General features: G+C 66.0%; 15 protein-coding genes. 5 read left to right on the top strand and 10 right to left on the bottom strand.

All coding sequences use genetic code 11. The features are described from left to right. Positions 1 to 15 precede the first annotated feature (15 nt). The 4 genes from AB6730_RS01980 to AB6730_RS01965 are packed head-to-tail and all read right to left on the bottom strand — an operon-like array spanning position 16 to position 4,071. Positions 16 to 2,403, bottom strand: coding sequence for an MMPL family transporter (locus AB6730_RS01980; RefSeq protein ID WP_371021995.1), 2,388 nt, complete (start codon positions 2,401 to 2,403; stop codon positions 16 to 18). Then, on the bottom strand, positions 2,400 to 3,008 hold the full coding sequence (locus tag AB6730_RS01975; protein ID WP_371021994.1) for an outer membrane lipoprotein carrier protein LolA: 609 nt from the start codon (positions 3,006 to 3,008) through the stop codon (positions 2,400 to 2,402). Before AB6730_RS01975 ends, AB6730_RS01980 begins: the two co-directional genes overlap by 4 nt. After that, complete coding sequence (locus tag AB6730_RS01970) at positions 2,996 to 3,793, bottom strand: glycosyltransferase family 2 protein (RefSeq protein ID WP_371021993.1); 798 nt, start codon at positions 3,791 to 3,793, stop codon at positions 2,996 to 2,998. Before AB6730_RS01970 ends, AB6730_RS01975 begins: the two co-directional genes overlap by 13 nt. 8 nt (positions 3,794 to 3,801) lie before the next feature. Next, positions 3,802 to 4,071 carry an acyl carrier protein gene (locus AB6730_RS01965; RefSeq protein ID WP_306851401.1) on the bottom strand — a complete coding sequence of 90 codons (270 nt, stop codon included), beginning with the start codon at positions 4,069 to 4,071 and terminating at the stop codon, positions 3,802 to 3,804. Between the two features lie 527 nt (positions 4,072 to 4,598). Between AB6730_RS01965 and AB6730_RS01960 the strand changes: the two genes are divergently transcribed. Then, positions 4,599 to 4,733, top strand: a complete 135-nt coding sequence (locus AB6730_RS01960; protein WP_371021992.1) for a hypothetical protein — start codon at positions 4,599 to 4,601, stop codon at positions 4,731 to 4,733. A gap of 18 nt (positions 4,734 to 4,751) precedes the next feature. Here AB6730_RS01960 and AB6730_RS01955 read toward each other — a convergent pair whose 3' ends face one another. The 4 genes from AB6730_RS01955 to AB6730_RS01940 all read right to left on the bottom strand — a co-directional run bounded on the left by AB6730_RS01955 (position 4,752) and on the right by AB6730_RS01940 (position 8,123). Further along, complete coding sequence (locus AB6730_RS01955; protein WP_371021991.1) at positions 4,752 to 6,092, bottom strand: hypothetical protein; 1,341 nt, start codon at positions 6,090 to 6,092, stop codon at positions 4,752 to 4,754. After that, a complete protein-coding gene (locus AB6730_RS01950) occupies positions 6,092 to 6,310 on the bottom strand; it encodes a cold-shock protein (RefSeq protein ID WP_371021990.1) in 219 nt (72 codons plus the stop codon). The genes AB6730_RS01955 and AB6730_RS01950 overlap by 1 nt, the downstream gene beginning before the upstream one ends. Positions 6,311 to 6,486: 176 nt before the next feature. Further along, on the bottom strand, positions 6,487 to 7,590 hold the full coding sequence (locus tag AB6730_RS01945) for a Glu/Leu/Phe/Val dehydrogenase dimerization domain-containing protein (protein WP_306851397.1): 1,104 nt from the start codon (positions 7,588 to 7,590) through the stop codon (positions 6,487 to 6,489). Between the two features lie 191 nt (positions 7,591 to 7,781). Next, complete coding sequence (locus AB6730_RS01940) at positions 7,782 to 8,123, bottom strand: hypothetical protein (protein ID WP_371021989.1); 342 nt, start codon at positions 8,121 to 8,123, stop codon at positions 7,782 to 7,784. Positions 8,124 to 8,278: 155 nt separating this feature from the next. On the opposite strand from AB6730_RS01940, the gene AB6730_RS01935 reads away from it, so the two are divergent. From AB6730_RS01935 to AB6730_RS01925, 3 genes are all read left to right on the top strand, one after another. Beyond that, positions 8,279 to 9,145: an alpha/beta hydrolase gene (locus AB6730_RS01935; protein WP_371021988.1), complete on the top strand. Its 867-nt coding sequence runs from the start codon at positions 8,279 to 8,281 to the stop codon at positions 9,143 to 9,145. Between the two features lie 101 nt (positions 9,146 to 9,246). Beyond that, entirely contained in the window at positions 9,247 to 12,699 is a 3,453-nt protein-coding gene (locus tag AB6730_RS01930; protein ID WP_371021987.1) for a methylmalonyl-CoA mutase family protein, read from the top strand. Between the two features lie 246 nt (positions 12,700 to 12,945). Then, positions 12,946 to 13,800 (top strand): DUF3014 domain-containing protein, encoded by an 855-nt coding sequence (locus AB6730_RS01925; RefSeq protein ID WP_371021986.1) that lies wholly within the window; start codon positions 12,946 to 12,948, stop codon positions 13,798 to 13,800. 131 nt (positions 13,801 to 13,931) lie between these two features. Here the strand turns inward: AB6730_RS01925 and AB6730_RS01920 are convergent, their stop codons facing one another. Both AB6730_RS01920 and AB6730_RS01915 read right to left on the bottom strand, forming a co-directional pair. Next, positions 13,932 to 14,846, bottom strand: a complete 915-nt coding sequence (locus AB6730_RS01920; protein ID WP_371021985.1) for a peptidylprolyl isomerase — start codon at positions 14,844 to 14,846, stop codon at positions 13,932 to 13,934. 62 nt (positions 14,847 to 14,908) lie between these two features. Further along, the gene (locus tag AB6730_RS01915; protein WP_371021984.1) at positions 14,909 to 16,327 is read right to left on the bottom strand and encodes an aldehyde dehydrogenase family protein; all 1,419 of its coding nucleotides are present in this window, start codon (positions 16,325 to 16,327) and stop codon (positions 14,909 to 14,911) included. Between the two features lie 112 nt (positions 16,328 to 16,439). Between AB6730_RS01915 and AB6730_RS01910 the strand changes: the two genes are divergently transcribed. Beyond that, positions 16,440 to 17,327, top strand: a complete 888-nt coding sequence (locus tag AB6730_RS01910) for a LysR family transcriptional regulator (protein ID WP_371021983.1) — start codon at positions 16,440 to 16,442, stop codon at positions 17,325 to 17,327. The last annotated feature ends 2 nt before the right edge of the window (positions 17,328 to 17,329 follow it).

Below are 17,329 nucleotides of genomic sequence, written 5' to 3'. Positions count from 1 at the left end.
AATATGCGGTGGTGTTCATGCGTTGGATTTCTTTGGTGCGGGAACGCTCACCGGCGCCAGCAGCGCGGTGAAACCGATCCCGAGGAGCAGGGTGAGACCGAAATGCCGGAGGGCGGGCATCGTGCTGAGCGCGAGCAGCCCGAAAGAGAGCAGGGCCGTGGCGGCCGACAGCAGCACGCCCGCGTAAGCGGCCCCGGGAACATGGGCAGCATGAGGCTCGCCTTCGCGAAGGAAGACGGCATAGTTCGCGCCGACACCCAGCACCAGCATCAGGGCCATGATGTGGAACAGGGTGAGCGGTTGGTCGAGATAGCCGAGCGCGGCGACGCTGAAGACGATGCCGGCCGCGGGCGGCAGCAGCACGCGCCAGGCAGCGCGTGGACCGTAGCGCCAGGCGAAGGCGAGGCCGACCAGCGCCAGTGCCGCGCCCAGCCAGATGTTCGCGTAGCCACGATAGCGGCCGAACAACATGGAGATGCCGGCGGGCTTGTCGATCAGCGAGACGCCGGGCAGGCCTTCGGCGGCGGTGCGCAGCAGGTTCACGTCGTCCTGGCCTTGCGGCAGCACGATACTGCCGGTGCCATGATTCCCGCTCATCCACAGGTACTGGAAGGGAGTGTATGCGGGCGTCTCGAGCCAGTCGTCGAGGGTGAACGCCCGGCCCGGGAAAGTCGCCTCGTAGGCGTCGGCCGCCTCGGCCTTGAAGCCGGCGGCCAGCATGGCGGAGCGGACCTTGCCATGGCATGTGTCCGCGGTGAGCTGCGGGGGGCTGGCTTTACCGCAGAAAACCATGGCCGCGGCGGCGAGGTTGTCGTGTTGCCGTTTCATCGAGGGCAGCATCGTGCTCACACCGGTCCAGCCGGTGAGCTTGCCGTCGTCCCGCCATGTGCGCAGGCGATCGGTGAGCGCTTCCTCGCGTTGCAGCACCTGCTCGGTGTCCTTGCCTTCCACCAGCCAGAACTGGCTGCCGCCCCCGAAACCGGCGATGTCGCGGATGGCGGCCGTCTGTGCCTCCAGCGACTTCGGCGGGGAGATGAGCAGATGGATGTCGTCGTCGTGTCCGAGGCGCGACCAGCCGGGAAGGGCGAGCAGCGCCAGCACGGCGATGGCCGCGAGAGCGCGGCGACCCGAGGCGATGCGCTGCCAGCCGAGTGCCAGCCGCACCAGGGACGGGGCGAGCGGTGCATGGGCCGGCTTCGCCGCCAACACCGGCAACAGCCAGAACACGCTGGCGCAGGCGATGGCCATGCCGGCGATGGCGAAACAGGCCATCTGCCGCAAGGCGGGAAAGGGAACGAGCGCGAGCAGCGCGTAACCCAGCAGGGACGTGGCCAGCGCCAGCAGCAGCGCCGGACGGACCTGGCGCACGCCACGCGCGGCGTTCCACGCCTGGCCTGCGTTGGCACGCGCGCAGAGGTACTGGATCGAATAATCCACCGCTTCGCCCAGCAGCGCCGCGCCGAAGACCAGGGTCAGCAGGTGCAACTGGCCGAACACCAGCACCGTGGCGACGATGGCGCCGACCACGCCGAGCGCGGTCGAAACGAAGGCGATCAGCAGCGGCCGGACCGAACGGAATACGAACAGCAACAGCGCGGCGATGCCGAGTGACGAGGCGATGCCGACCACGTGCGTATCCCGTTCGGCACCGGCACGCGCGGCGGCGGCGTAGAAGATCGCTCCGGTGCGCAGCAGTCGCGCATCCGGATGCTTCGCCGCCATGGCCTTTTCCGCCTTGGCCAGCGCCGCCAGCGCCTGGCGCTGCACGGTATCGTCGTATGACGAACCGGCGAGCGTGGCGATCACCAGGACGTGGGTCTCGTCGCCGCGACGCGCGACGAGCAGGTCGTCTTCGGGCACGAGGGTGGCATGGTTCCACGGCTGGCGGTCGAGCCAGTGTTGCAGCCAGCCGAACGGATCGTCGGTGAGTTTCGCGCCCACGTTCGCACCGAAGGGTTCATTCAACCGCCGCCTGAGCATGGCGACGGGATCGAAGCCCGGTGCCACGATGGCGGCGCGATCTTCCGCCGTCAGCAGATGGAAACGGAACGGCAGGAACGGCGTGACGAGCTGGTCGAGGTCGAAGGGCGGCAGTTCGGCGATGACCGAGGCAAAGACGGGATCGCCACTCAGCGCGGCGCCCAGCTCGCGCGCGGCGTCCTTGGCGCTGCCGTCATCGGCACTGCCCACCAGCAGCACCATGCGGTCCCCGCTGGACTTCGCCAGCCGTTCCACCGCGTCTTCCGCCAAGGAGTGGCGCTCGGTGGCCGGCAGCATGGTCAGCAGGTCGGTCTGTAGTGGCGAGACGCCGCGGCCGAAGAGCAACCATGCACACGACACGCAGGCCACCAGCGCCGCGAACGCGAACAAGCCGGCACGCACCGCGGTCGGTACCTGTCTCATGGAACGCCGAGCACCTTGGCTTCGAGCAGGGTGAGGGGCCCGGCGTCGCGCGTGTCGGAGAAGGCGATGCGGGTGCGTTCGCCATTGGCCAGCTCGACCTCGATCGATTGCAGGAAGGCATCGCCCTTCAGCGTGATGCCGGCCAGTACGCGGGCCATGCGCGCCTGGCGTGGCACGAAGCGCAAGGTCCAGCGTTCGGGCGAGCCTTCCGCGGTGACGCTGAACTGGCGCATGGCCTCGGTGGATTGCCCGGCGAGCAGCGACTGCAGCATCGCCGAGACCTGGCTGACGCCGCGGTTGCCGTCGCGAACGCGTTCGAGCCTGCCCTGCGCATCCAGCCGCGAAGTGCCGTCCGTGGTGAGCACGAGGTTGTCGTCGAAGGGATCGCGCGTGTGCCAGAGCATGCCGTGGCCGACGACGAACAGAAGGTCGCCATGGCTGACCTGGGGCTCCGCCAGCGCGGGGTTCTCGCGGCTCTGGGTGAACGTGGCGCGCACCTGGGCGTGCCGGGCGAGTTGCGCCAGGATGTCGTCCACGAGGGTCGGCGCCTGGGCCTGGACGGCAAACGCGCAGAACAGCGCGGCGAGGGCGATCAGGCGGCGCATCGTGCGTTCCTTCGGTTGAACTTGCGAAGGAGCAAGCGAGGCATGCGTGGCAGCATGCCGAGCAACAGGCGGGTGTGCATGGCGGTGATGCGGACGTTGTCGTGCCACATGCGAAAGTGCGACAGGCCGTCTTCCGGATAGATCACGCGCGTCGGCACGTTTCGCACCGGCACGCCGCGCCAGTACAGGCGCACCGCGATCTCGGTGTCGAAGTCCATGCGTGCCGGAAGCGGCTTGCGCGCTATCTCGGCGCAGGTGTCGGTGAGTGGATAAAGGCGGTACCCGCACATGGAATCGTGGATGTCGAACGAGAGCGTTTCGACCCAGACGCAGGCATGGGTGAGGTAGCGGCCGTACAGGCGGGTGCGCGGCACCGTGTCGTCGTAGATCGGCTTGCCGCAGATCATCGCTTCCGGAGTGGCGCGTGCCTCGGCGAGGAAGCGCGGCACATCGGCGATGTCGTGCTGCCCGTCGGCGTCGATCTGCAGCACGTGGCTGTAACCCGCAGCGTGCGCGGCGAGGAAGCCGGCGGTGAGAGCGGCGCCCTTGCCTGCGTTCTCGGGCAGGCGGATCAGGCGAAGCTCGTCGCGCCCGGCGACCAGGGCGTCGAGGATGTCGCGCGTCTCGTCGTTCGAGCCGTCGTCGACGATCAGCACGGGCAAGCCGTGTGCAGCCAGGGCGTTCGCCGTGGCGGCGATGGTTCGTCCGTGGTTGTAGATCGGTACGACGGCGCAGGGCGCGAAGGAACGCGCCGCGGCATCGCGCGGTCCGGGCCTGCCCGCCATCGGTCCGCTCAGCGGGTGAGCAGTGACTGCACGGTGGCGACCACGTCGCCGACCGTACGCACGCTCTTGAAGTCCTCGGGCTTGATCCGGGTGCCGGTCATGTCCTGGACCTGGATCGCAAGATCGATCGCGTCGATGCTGTCCAGTTCGAGGTCGGTGAAGAGGTTGGCTTCCGGGGTCACCTTGCTCGGGTCGATCTCGAAGGTCTCGTGCAGGACCGAGCGGAGACGAGCGAGGACGTCGTCGGAGGTGAAGGTTTCAGCTGGGATCGCGCTCATAGCTCGGTAAGTCCATTTCATCCCCGGGGTCGCGCAGGCCCGCGCCCGCGAGGGCAAACGGAAACGGGCGCCACCATCGAGGCGACGAAGGTGATCGGAATGCTCTGGTTGTCGCCGCCGTCCGGCGGCATTCCCCTGAACCCAAAAGCACCGTGTAGGCAAAGCCTTACAAGAGTACCCGGGTGCGGAAAGTGTAGCAGATCGAAGCCCGGAACATGGGGTCCACTTGCTGTGACGTCTCGAGTGCGGAGAGCCGCTGTGGGAGCCGCTCCAGCGGCGATCCCGCGGCAGCGGGCCCGCTGTCGACAAGCACCCATCGCCGCTGAAGCGGCTCCCACGGGTCACCGGGGTTGGCGTCCGGACACGGCGACCGTCCGGACGCCGTACCGTCCGCGGACACGTACCGGTATCACGGACGCCCCGCGCCAACCCCCGTGGAATGCGCCTGCCAGCCCGTTCCGCCGGTTGGCACGGCCCTTGCGATACCTCTCTCGAAACCCCTTCATCCACCGTCCTGGAGAACGACCATGAAATTCGAGACCGCCATGCTGAAGACCTTCTTCGTCGCCGCCGTCCTGACCTGCCTGTTGACCCTTGGTGCGATGGTGACCGCACCGGCGCCCGCCGTGACCGTGACGAACCTGGCCGTCGCGGCGTCTTGACCCGGCACGGTGGCGACTTCAGGCGAGCGGTACACGAAAGACGACCGCGTCGCTTACGTTGCTGGTTGCGTTTATGACCTGACCTGACAGCAGGATTCCACGGGTGCCCTGGACGGTGAATCCTCGCGCGATTTCATTGAAATACGCAGGCTCGCCAAAAACGACATACATGAAGCCGCGGTCGCCGAACGATTCATCCGGCACGCCCGAGGAGGAGTACCGGCCCACCAGCCACCCTTTGGCGTACGTGCCACCGAGGGTGCCGGCGACGACGAGTTTCCCGGACCGGTCGAACATGCCACCGTGCAGCCTCGCTGTTCCAAGGTGCGCGGGGGTCAGGATGGGATGCCCTCCGCCGAAATCCTGGTTCGCTCGACCGTCCGCATCGATGCCGACGACGAATCCATAATCGCGAGAGGTAGCGGTGCCGGGAACCGGGTCTGTTCCCAGGCCGATGAATCCCCCGTCCGCAGTCGGCAGAACGTGCACGAAATACGGTGGCCCCGTGTCGGGATCTTCTGTTTCGGGCAGATAGTATGTTCCCTGGCTTCCGAACGTCGTGTCGATTTCCCCGTTCGGAAGGAACCGGCGCGCAAGTGCCTGCAACGAGTTCATGCCCGCGAGAATGAACTTCTCGCCCTGGATGACGGCGCACTGGACATTTTCGTCCACGCCGCCGGGAAAGGCCGCCGGAAGGATGCCCGCTTCGCCGAACGAGGGGTCGGCGCTTCCATCCTCGAGCAACCGGATGATTACGCCGTCGATCTTTCCGTCATTCCTGCGATAACGTCGACCCGCCAGGACAATCAGCTCGCCGTCCAGGGAAATGACGTTTGCGTCGAGCAGAATGTGTTCTTCGAACACGAAGATCCGCGTGCCTTCGTTGCCGAATGACATGTCGAGCGAACCGTTTGCCTGAAACCTTGCGAGAAATGGCTCGGCTATGTCGTACGGTCGACCCGACGTGCAGCGCAAGAGGATCTTTCCATCGGGCAGGACGAACGGCTGGATGCCTTTTGCGACGACGCCGAACTCCTCCGCGACCTGCGATAGCGCGTACGGTGGGGAGTTGCGTGTGCCGCGCGTCCGGGAATTCCCATTTCCGTGTGTTTCGCCGGGGGCGGGATGAACCGAGTAGCCCTCGGCACCGAATGTCTGATCGATCCGGCCATCGGGGTGAAGCTTGGCAAGCCCGAATAGAGCACCGACCGCCACATCGTCGATGCATGACAATGCAACGAAAATACTGTCGTCGTCACCCGTCGCCATGTCGTACGCGAACGTACGCCGGTGGCTCGAAGTCAAGATGAGCCTGCCATTGTCGCCGAACGAGGGGTCGAGCTCTGCTGCTTGATGCATCAGAGGGGATGTACGTCGTCGGCCTGCAAGCCTTTCAGGCCTTGTACCACGATGAACGACACCCTCTGTCCTTCCTTCAGGGTCTTGAAACCCGTTGTCTGGATGGACCGGAAGTGCACGAAAACGTCGGCACCCGTTTCCGGGGCGATGAAGCCGAATCCCTTCGCGTCGTTGAACCATTTGACCGTGCCGTTCTGCCTTTCCACGCCGTTGTTCATGATGCATCCACTCCATGGTTTGCCGATGGCGGCTCGGATGGAACCGCCGTGTCCAGCTTATGCCCGGCGTTGCCGCGCCGGGGGATGACGGTGCTCGTCCAGATGGCGTAATCCCGAAACGAAAAAAGCCGCCGGATCGCGCCGGCGGCTTCTTCGTTGCCCAATATGCGTAGCGCTTACTGCCCGCGCATGCGGCCCTGGAAGCGCGGTGCGCCGTTGCCCATGTGGGGCAGGCGGATCTTGCCGATGGCGCTGATGCGCTCTTCCGCCATGCGGTCCGCGGCCTTGTAGGTCGGGATGTTGTCGCGGGCGGAGATCTCGAAGATGCGGCCGACGTTGTAGTAGATCGTGCGCATCATGCGCATGGCGCGCTCGCGGTTGTAGCCGTCGATCTCCAGCGACACGTTCATCACGCCGCCTGCGTTCACCGCGTAATCCGGGGCGTAGACGATGCCACGACGCGCGACTTCGTCACCGATGGCGTCGGTCGCGAGCTGGTTGTTGGCCGCGCCGCAGATGATCTTCGCCTTGATGCGGTCGATCGTCTGCTCGTTGATCGTGCCGCCGAGGGCGCACGGGCTGTAGACATCGGCGTCGACGTCGTAGATCTCGTCCAGGCCCACGGCCTCGCAGCCGAGTTCGTCGACGCAGCGCTGCACCGCATCCTTGTTGATGTCGGTGACGAACACCTTCGCGCCCTGCTCGCGCAGCAGCTTGATGAATTCGCTGCCGACGTGGCCGCAGCCCTGCACGGCGTAGCTGTACTTGCCGACGTCTTCGTTGCCGTGCTTGCTCTGCAGCGCGGCCATCAGGCCTTGCAGCGTGCCGAAGGCGGTGAACGGCGAGGGATCGCCCGAACCGCCGTGCACCTGGTGCACGCCGGTGACGTATTCGGTCTCGCGGTAGACGTATTCCATGTCGTTGACGTCGATGCCGACGTCCTCGGCCGTGATGTAGCGGCCGTTGAGCGAGTTGACGAAACGGCCGAAGGCGCGGAACAGCGCCTCGGACTTGTCCTTGGAGGGATCGCCGATGATCACGGCCTTGCCGCCGCCGAGGTTCAGGCCGGCCACCGCGTTCTTGTAGGTCATGCCACGCGACAGGCGGAGCACGTCGTTGACGGCATCCTGCTCGGTCTTGTACGGCCACATGCGCAGGCCGCCCAGGGACGGGCCAAGCACGGTGTTGTGGATCGCGATGATGGCCTTCAGGCCCGCGTCCTTGTTATGGCAGAAGACGACTTCTTCGTGGCCCGTGTTGGCGATGGTTTCGAAAATCATCGAACGCTAACTCCAGTCTCAAGCGGCAGCAGCACCGCCCTCTAGGTGAAAACCGGCGGTGGGGACCACCGGTGGATGATTGTGACCGTCCAAAAAAATCGCCCCGGCCTGCGAGGCGGGGGCGATATGTCGTGTCAGCTGCCTAGTTTAAACCGTTGTGGCGCTCAGTGTAGGTGCGGCGCAGCACGGGCTCAGCGGTGCCAGTGCGGATCGCGGTACCAGGTCTCCCGCTCGATCCGCCAGCCACGGCCGTACGGGCGCCACACGGGCGGCCGGTAGACATAGCCGGGGCGGCCCGCGTACCAGTGGCCGCCGACCCAGACATAGCGGCTGCCGGCCCAGTTCCAGTAGCCGGGTGCCCAGACATAGCCTGCCCGTGGCGGCGGAACGCGCTCGAAGCGCGGCGGCGGCGGCCGGTTGCTCACGGTGACCGACACATATTCCCTTGCGGCGGCGGGCGGGGTGTAGCTCGCGGCGCCGACGGCCAGGCCCAGGGCGGCGACGGCGGCGAGGGTGCGGGTCAGGGTGGTCATGGCGTGCTGTTCCTCCGGGACGTCCGCGGATGCGGATTCGTGCGCCAGAACGCGGGCTCCAGGGGCGAGGTTGACCAGTAGCCGGTGTGAGCGTTCAGGTTCGTGAAAAGCCCGGATGCGGGATAATCCCGGGGGCTTACCCCACCGGTCCTTCCATGAAACCACCTCGCCGCTTCGGCGCCCGCACCATCGCGACCCTTCTGGGCATCCGTGTCGCCTATCGGCTCGGCGGCCGCCTTTTTCCCAAGCGGACCGTCGTCCATGCGGCACGGGTCTTCCAGACGCCGCTACCGAGCAGCCGTGAACGCGCGACAAGCGCCTTGGCGGCGATGTCGGCCCGCCGGGAAACCGTGGAGGTCGACGGCATCCCGATCGCCACGTACGTCTGGGGCGATCCGGCGGCACAGCCTTACGTCTTGCTGGTGCACGGCTGGTCGAGCATGGGCTTGCGCTGGGAGAACTGGGCGGCCCGCCTTCTCGCCCGTGGCTGGGCTGCCGTGGCGTTCGACCAGCCAGGCCACGGGCATAGTGGAGGCATGCTGTGCACGTTGCCCGATTTCGCTCGCACCGTGGGCGCGATAGGGCGCCACTACGGTGGCGCGGAAGGTGTGGTCGCCCATTCCCTGGGCGGTGCGGCGGTCACGCTCGCGCTGGACGATGGATGGACGGCGAAGCGCGTCGTCTTGATCGCGCCCGCCGCCGATCCGCAGGCGGCGACGCGACGGTTCGCGCGTTTCGTGCGGTTGGGCGAACACCTCAGGCCGGCATTGCACGATGCGCTCGCGGAGCGCACCGGCGTCCTTATCGACGACCTGCATATCCGCCACCACGCGCCGAAGCGGACCCAGCCCTTGCTGGTCGTGCACGACGTGTCGGATCGTGACGTGCCGGTGGGCGAGGGCGAACTGTATGCCAGCCTCTGGCCGGGGGCGAAGTTGCTCAGGACGGGGCGCCTGGGCCATCGGCGGGTGGTGGACGATGAAACGGTGGTGGCGGCCTCGTTGGCGTTCTTGTCGGACTGACTTCATCGCGGCGCCTGCGCTGCACCGCACCAAAGGCCATCGGCGCCTCCGCAGTAGAATCGGCCGGTTCCCCACCGTTGTCGGTCTTCCCCGGAGTTTCCATGAGTTCGCAGCCCAAGCACATCCCCGCCAGCAGCACGGACGCGGAGGCGACACCGCTGCGTTTCGTCACGGCGGCGAGCCTGTTCGATGGCCACGACGCGGCCATCAACATCATGCGCCGGATCATCCAGAGCCAGGGCGCCGAGGTCATCCACCTGGGCCATAACCGCTCAGTGGAGGACGTGGTCCGCGCGGCGCTGCAGGAAGACGCCGACGCGATCGCGTTGTCGTCGTACCAGGGCGGCCACGTCGAGTACTTCAAGTACATGGTCGACATGCTGCGCGAGCGCGGTGCCGCCCATGTCCGTGTGTTCGGCGGTGGCGGCGGCACGATCACGCCGGAAGAGATCAAGGAACTCCAGGCCTATGGCGTGGAGCGCATCTACCATCCCAACGATGGCATGAAGCTCGGCCTCACCGAGATGATCGAGGACGTGATGTCGCGGACGCGCGCCGCGGTGAAACAGCGCGTGGAAGCAGCGCCGGCGGCCGCCTCCGTCGAGGACGAGATCTCCATCGGCGCCATGCTCTCGGCGATCGAGGAAGACCGGTTCACCGAGGAAGAGCTCGCACGCCTGCGCAAGGCGTGGAAGCTCGCCGGCGGCAAGACGCCGGTGCTCGGCCTCACCGGCACGGGTGGTGCGGGCAAGTCCTCGGTGGTGGACGAATTGCTGTTGCGCTTCCTCCACGCCTTCCCGGACAAGCGTATCGCCGTGCTCGCCGTGGACCCCACCCGCCGACGCAGCGGTGGCGCGTTGCTGGGCGATCGCATCCGCATGAACTCGCTGCGCAGCCCGCGCGTCTACATGCGTTCGATGGCCACGCGACGCCAGCATGCCGCGACCTCCATCGTGTTGCACGATTGCATCGATTTCCTCAAGGCCCAGGCGTACGACCTGGTGATCGTCGAGACCGCCGGCATCGGCCAGAGCGATTCGGAAATCGTCGATCTCGTCGACTTCCCGGTCTACGTCATGACCAGCGAATACGGCGCGGCGAGCCAGCTCGAGAAGATCGACATGCTCGACTTCGCCGAGCTGGTGGTGCTCAACAAATTCGACAAGCGGGGCGCCGAAGACGCGTTGCGTGACGTGCGCAAGCAGTGGAAGCGCAACCGCATCGCCTTCCAGCTGGCCGACGAGAACGTGCCGGTGTATCCGACGATCGCCAGCCAGTTCAACGATCCGGGCGTGACCTGGATGTTCGCCAACCTGTGCCGCCTGCTTCGCGAGAAGCTCGCGCTGCCGGCGGGCGAGTGGACTCCCGAGGTGGACACCAGCCTGCGCGAGCCGCGCGCGACGGTACTGATCCCGGGCAACCGCGTCCGCTACCTGGCCGAAATCGCCGAGCAGGGCCGCGGCGTCAACGGGACGATCGCCAGGCAGGCCGAGGCGGCAAGCAAGGCACAGCATTATTACGAGTCGCTCAAGGACATCGGCGACGACGCCTTGCCCCGCGCCTTCGACCTCTACGACCACGACCTGCTCGTCGTCGACGGCGACCGTTCGCTGGCCACGCTGCGCCAGCGCTACAACGAGGCGGTGCGCGAACTTTCCAGCGAAGCCATCAACCTGCTCCGTGAGTGGCCATCGCGATTCGAATCGGTCACCGCCGAGTTCAACGAATACCAGGTGCGCGACAAGGTCATTCGCGTCGAGAACTATCGTGAATCCCTGAGCCACCAGAAAATCCCGAAAGTGTCTCCGCCGAAGACGAAGGACTGGGGCGACCTCCTGTCCTTCCTCATGCGCGAGAACCTGCCCGGGCATTATCCGTACACGGGTGGCGTATTCCCGTACCGCCGCGCGGGAGAGGACCCCACCCGCATGTTCGCCGGCGAGGGTACGCCGGAACGCACCAATCGCCGCTTCCATTACCTTTCGCTGGGAGGCGCGGCCGCGCGCCTGTCGACGGCGTTCGACTCGGTCACGCTGTACGGCGAAGATCCGGCGCCGCGTCCCGATATCTACGGCAAGATCGGTAATTCAGGCGTGTCCATCGCGACGCTGGACGACATGAAGAAGCTCTATTCGGGCTTCGACCTGTCGGCTCCCTCGACGTCGGTGTCGATGACGATCAACGGGCCCGCGCCGATCATCCTCGCCATGTTCATGAACACGGCGATCGACCAGAACGTGGAGAAGTACCTCAACGAGGACGCCTCCCGCTGGGAGATGGCCAACGCGCGCATCGCCGAGTTGTATCCCGATGGCAACCGCCCTCGTTACAACGGCGACCTGCCGAAGGGCAACGACGGCCTCGGGCTCGGCCTGCTGGGTGTGTCGGGCGAGGAAGTGGTCGATCCGGAGACCTACGCCCGGATCAAGGCATACACGCTGGCGACCGTGCGCGGGACCGTCCAGGCCGACATCCTGAAGGAAGACCAGGCGCAGAACACCTGCATCTTCAGCACGGAGTTCGCCCTGCGCATGATGGGCGACATCCAGCAGTATTTCGTCGACCACAAGGTACGCAATTTCTACTCGGTATCGATCTCGGGATATCACATCGCCGAAGCGGGCGCCAACCCGATCAGCCAGCTGGCCTTCACGCTGTCGAACGGATTCACCATCGTCGAGTATTACCTCGCGCGTGGCATGAAGATCGACGATTTCGCGCCGAACCTGTCGTTCTTCTTCTCCAACGGCATGGACCCGGAATACACGGTGATCGGCCGCGTCGCGCGCCGCATCTGGGCCCGTGCCATGCGCGAGCGCTACGGTGCCAGCGCACGCAGCCAGATGCTGAAGTACCACATCCAGACCTCCGGCCGTTCGCTGCACGCGCAGGAGATCCAGTTCAACGACATCCGTACCACGTTGCAGGCCCTGTACGCGCTGTTCGACAACTGCAACAGCCTGCACACCAACGCCTATGACGAGGCGATCACCACGCCGACCGAAGAGAGCGTGCGTCGTGCCGTGGCGATCCAGCTGATCATCAATCGCGAACTGGGGCTCAACTTCAACGAGAACCCCTGGCAGGGCAGCTACGTCGTGGACGAGCTGACCGACCTGGTCGAGGAAGCCGTATACAAGGAGTTCGAGGCGATCAGCGAGCGCGGCGGCGTGCTCGGCGCGATGGACACGATGTACCAGCGCGGAAAGATCCAGGAAGAATCGATGTACTACGAGCACAAGAAGCACGACGGCTCGCTTCCGCTCATCGGCGTCAATACCTTCCTGCCCAAGGATCACGGCGGCGAGATCGCCACCGAGATCGAACTGATCCGCTCCACGGAAGAAGAAAAAGGCCAGCAGATCGACAACGTGCTGCTTTATGGCAAGGCCCGCAACCGGCTTGCACCGGAGAGCCTCAAGGTCTTGCAGAAGACCGCCCGCGAGCGCCGCAACGTGTTCGAGCAGCTGATGGAAGCGGTGAAGAACAACTCGCTGGGCCAGATCAGCCACGCGCTGTACGACGTAGGCGGCGAATACCGCCGCAATATGTGAACCGGTGGGAGCCGACCCTGTCGGCGATGGGGCGCGTCGTGTGGGAGCCGCTTCAGCGGCGACGGATGCCACGGCGTCACCGCTCCGTTGGCTTTTCGCCGATGAATCGGCTCCCACAAGTCGGCACCTGAATCGCCGACAGGGTCGGCTCCCACTGGGCAGTCGCGACACAAGGCCACCGCCGGATTTGAACTCGACACGCGGTTCGTAGTCCCATGGGGGCTTGGTTTTCGCGGGAGCAGCAGGTTGAGCAGACAGTCATCGGGTTCGAAATGGGTCGCGGCGTTGCTGGTCGTGACGATCGCCGTGATCATCGGCGTGTTCGTTTATCGCGAGAAGCAGGCGCGGGAAGCGGCCTCCGCACCGCCGTTCGCCGTTGCCGGATCGTCGTCGTCGGCAGCGTCGACAGCCGTGCACGATGCGACGTTGCCGCAGCATCCCATCGGCGGTCCGGCGACCGCTTCCACGGCATCGTTGCCGCCGCTCGACCAGAGCGATGACGAGATCCTTTCCGGCTTGCTGGCGCTGGCCAGCGATGGTGCGCTGAAGTCGGTCTTACGCACCGACGCCATCGTCTCGCGCATGGTGGCGACGATCGACGCGCTGCCGAAGCAGAGCGTCGGCATGAATGTCGTGCCCCTGCGCACGCCCACGGGGCGCTTCCAGGTCGTGTCGGACGACGGCAATTTCGTCGCCTCGAAGAAGAATGCCGAACGCTATGCGACCTATATGTACGTCGCGGAGCGGATCGATCCCAATGCGGCGGCCGCCTGGTACAAGCGTAACTATCCGCTGTTCCAGCAGGCCTACCGCGACCTGGGAACCAACGGGTATTTCAACGACCGCCTGGTCGAGGTCATCGACCACTTGCTCGCCGCGCCCGAACCGAAGGGAAACCAGCAGCTGATTCCCGCGAAGGAGGGGTACGTCTATGCGAATCCCGCGCTGGAACAGCTGTCGGTCGGGCAGAAGTTCATGATGCGCGTGGGGCCGGAGAACGAAGGGAAGCTCAAGACGAAGCTGAGGGCCTTGCGCGAAGCGGTGGTTGCGCAGCCGACGGCATCAGGTTCGGTGGGTGATGCGGGGGCTGGTCCGCGGTAGTGCGGGAGGAAAGCATCGCCGACAAGTCGGCTCCCACAAGGGCCTAGGGGCATCGCCGACAGGGTCGGCTCCCACCATGGCCCGCGGACCTGCTAACCCGGTGGGAGCCGACCCTGTCGGCGATGCGCCCGTCAGGGCGCCTTCTTCGACGGATCGCGCACCGGCACGTTGATATTGCAGAGATCGATCTTGCCAGCCGGTCGTGTATAGAATGCATCCTGACGATTGCGCTTGGCCTCGACCACGGCGGCGAACGTCTTGCTGTCGGTACGCAGCACCTGTATCGGCGTGCGCTCGGCTTCCGGAACATCCGCGGCGAGGCGCACGTTCTTGATCGTCACGCGTTGCTCCGGCTTGTCGTAGAAGCCCATCGGTTCGCCGCCGCGCGGATAGGCGGAGAGGATCTCCATGCCCTTGATGACCTTGCCTGCGACGGCGAGGTTGCGATCGAGGTTGCGCGGCGCCTGGCCGATGATCGCGTAGAGCGAACTGCCGTTGCCGCTCTCGGCACCGGTATCGCGCGCGACACCGACCGTGCCGTAGCAATGGGTGATCCAGGCCTCGCCCTTGCCATCGCGGGCGACCGGGAAGCCGTCGGAAAAGCCGACCTCGGGTGCGTAGACGTCGCCGTCCTGAAGCCTGGTGAATGGATAAGCCTTGCCACCCTTGCGGGTGAACTCCGGTGCCAGGGTTTCCTTCGCCGTGCCGAGGCTCTTCGCCTTTTTCTTGTCGTCACCGTCCGGGTCGCCCCACTGCGTGACGAAGTTGTCCTGGACGCGGATCACCTGGGTACCGTCGAAGTAATGCTCGCGGATCAGCGTGCGGATGTTCGCCGCGTGCAGCGGCGACCAGTCCTGGGCGAGCTCGATGATCACCCGGCCCTGCGGCAGGTCCATGTAGACCAGGTTCTGCGGATCGGGCGTGCGCCATTCCGCGGGTGTCGACTTCGCCAGGAGCTCCTTGGGCGTGGGCGTCTTCTTGGCTTCTTCCGCCACGGCGGGCAGGGCGAGGGCGAGCGCGAGCGCAAGGCAGGTACGAGCGAGCATGGGATCCCCAAGGTGTGGTTGGCCAGGCGACGTTAGCAGAGCCCGGCTCGCTCCCGCCATGGCTAGAGACCGAGAATGGCCTTCGGTTCCAGATAGGCCTCCAGTCCGAAGCGGCCGTACTCGCGTCCGATGCCAGACTGCTTGAAACCACCGAACGGCGCCTTCGGGTCATGGGCCAGCGTGTTCACCATGACACGGCCCGCATCGATGCGGGAGGCCATGCGGAGTGCACGGCTGGTGTCGCTGGAGAAGACATAGGCTTGCAATCCATACGGCGTGTCGTTGGCGATCGCGATCGCGTCTTCCTCGTCGTCGTAAGCGATGATCGAAAGCACCGGCCCGAAGATCTCCTCGCGCGCGATGGCCATGTCATTGCGCACGTCGGTGAACAAGGTAGGGCGAACGAGCCATCCGCGCGCGTAACCATCAGGCCGGCCCTCACCGCCGGCGAGCAGTCGCGCGCCTTCCTCGACACCCTTGCGGATATAGCCCTGCACGCGCTGCCATTGTCTTGCACTGACCATGGGACCGACGGTGGTGGCGGGATCGTTGGGATCGCCCGAGACGACCGCATCGACGGCGTCCTTCGCCATGGCTTCGAACTCGGCCACCCGCGAACGCGGCACGAGGATGCGCGAGCCGGCGATGCATGCCTGCCCGCTGTTGTTGAAGCCCGCCATGATCGTCAGCGGCACCACCCGCGCGAAGTCGGCGTCGTCGAGGATCACGCTGGGCGACTTGCCGCCCAGTTCGAGCGTGATGCGCTTGATCGTATCGGCACCCGCCCGAAGGATGCCCTTGCCGACCGCCGTCGATCCAGTGAAGGAGATCTTCGAGACATCGGGGCTGCCCACGATCTCGGCGCCGACGACATCGCCGCGGCCGGTCACGATGTTGAACACGCCGGCGGGTGCCCCGGCTTCGTGCAAGGCCTCGGTGACGATACGCGTCTGCAACGCGCTCATCTCGCTCGGTTTGATGACGGTCGTACATCCTGCCGCGATCGCGGCGGCGAGCTTGCCGCAGATGAAGCCGGCGTTGCTGTTCCACGGCGTGATGAGCCCGGCGACACCGACGGGTTGCATGACCACGGTGGACGACCCCATGCGACGCTCGAAATCGAACTCGCGCAGCATGGCGATGGCGTCGAGGAACACGCTGGACGCGTGCCCGGTCATCCAGCTGCCGCGCGATACCGGCGCCCCGTATTCCTCGCGAATCGCGGTGAAGAGGTTGTCCTCGCGTGCGACGACCGCGTCGTGCATGCGCTGGAGCAGGGCGATGCGTTCGTCGATCGTGGTCCTGGAGAACGTGGAGAAGGCGCGCTTGGCCGCCGCGATCGCGCGTCGGGCGTCCTCGGCATCGGCCAGCCGGACCGTTCCGATGACTTCTTCTGTAGCGGGGTTGAAGAGTTCGAAACGCTCGTCGCCGTGCGGGGTGACGAAGGCTCCGTCGATGTAGATGTGTTCGATCGCATGCATGGGAAGTCCTCGAAAGCCGCTCCGAAGCGGGCGGCGCCTTCCAAGGGTGCGGTCGCCGCATTAATCTGATAAGACGGATAAATTCAAATGGCTTGTTAAGCGGAGACGGATAATGCGCCCGGGACTCACCGAACTCGAAGCCGTGCTCGCCGTGGCCCGGCAGGGAAGCTTCCGCGCCGCCGCCGCGTCGCTGGAGATGTCCACCTCCGCGCTCAGCCAGTCCGTGGCCTCGTTGGAATCCCGCCTGGGCACGCGGCTCTTCCACCGGACCACCCGCAGCGTCCGGCTCACCGAGGCGGGGGAGCGGTTCGTGGCCGAGGTGGGTCCGGCCCTCGCCGACATCCGTGGCGCGATCGAACGGATCAGCGACCACGGCGAGACCCCGACCGGCAGCTTGCGCATCAACACTTCGGTCGGCGCGGCGCGGCGCGTCATGGGTCCGTACCTGATTCCCTATCTTCGGCGATATCCGAAGGTGCGGCTGGACCTCGTCACCGAGGACCGCCTGATCGACATCGTGCGCGAAGGCTTCGATGCCGGATTCCGCACCATGGACACGGTGCCTGGCGACATGATCGCCGTGCCGTTGGGGCCCCCGGTGCGTTTCGCCGTCGTGGGATCGCCGGACTACTTCGCCCGGCATGGCCGGCCGGCGACCCCGGCGGATCTTGCCCGGCATACGGGCATCCGCGCGCGCATGCCCGCCGGCCACATCTATCACTGGGAGTTCGAGCGGCACGGTGAAGCATCGACGGTGGACGTCGACGGCACGCTGACCCTCGACGAGCCGCAACTGATGCTCGACGCGGCGCGGGCCGGCCTCGGCCTGGCCTATCTGGCCGAGTTCAACGTGGCGGAAGACCTCGCCACGGGCCATCTCGAACGGGTGCTGGAGGACTGGACGCCACCCTTCGACCGCCTGTGCCTGTACTACCCGGGGCGGCGCCACGTGCCAGCCGCCCTGCGCGCCCTGGTCGACCTCATCAGGGAGACGGGCTGAGC

Origin of the sequence: Luteibacter sp. RCC_6_2, assembly GCF_041360655.1 — a bacterium.
GTDB lineage: Bacteria > Pseudomonadota > Gammaproteobacteria > Xanthomonadales > Rhodanobacteraceae > Luteibacter.
Note: the sequence above shows the minus strand (reverse complement) of the source record. Positions and strands in the feature narration are given on the sequence as shown.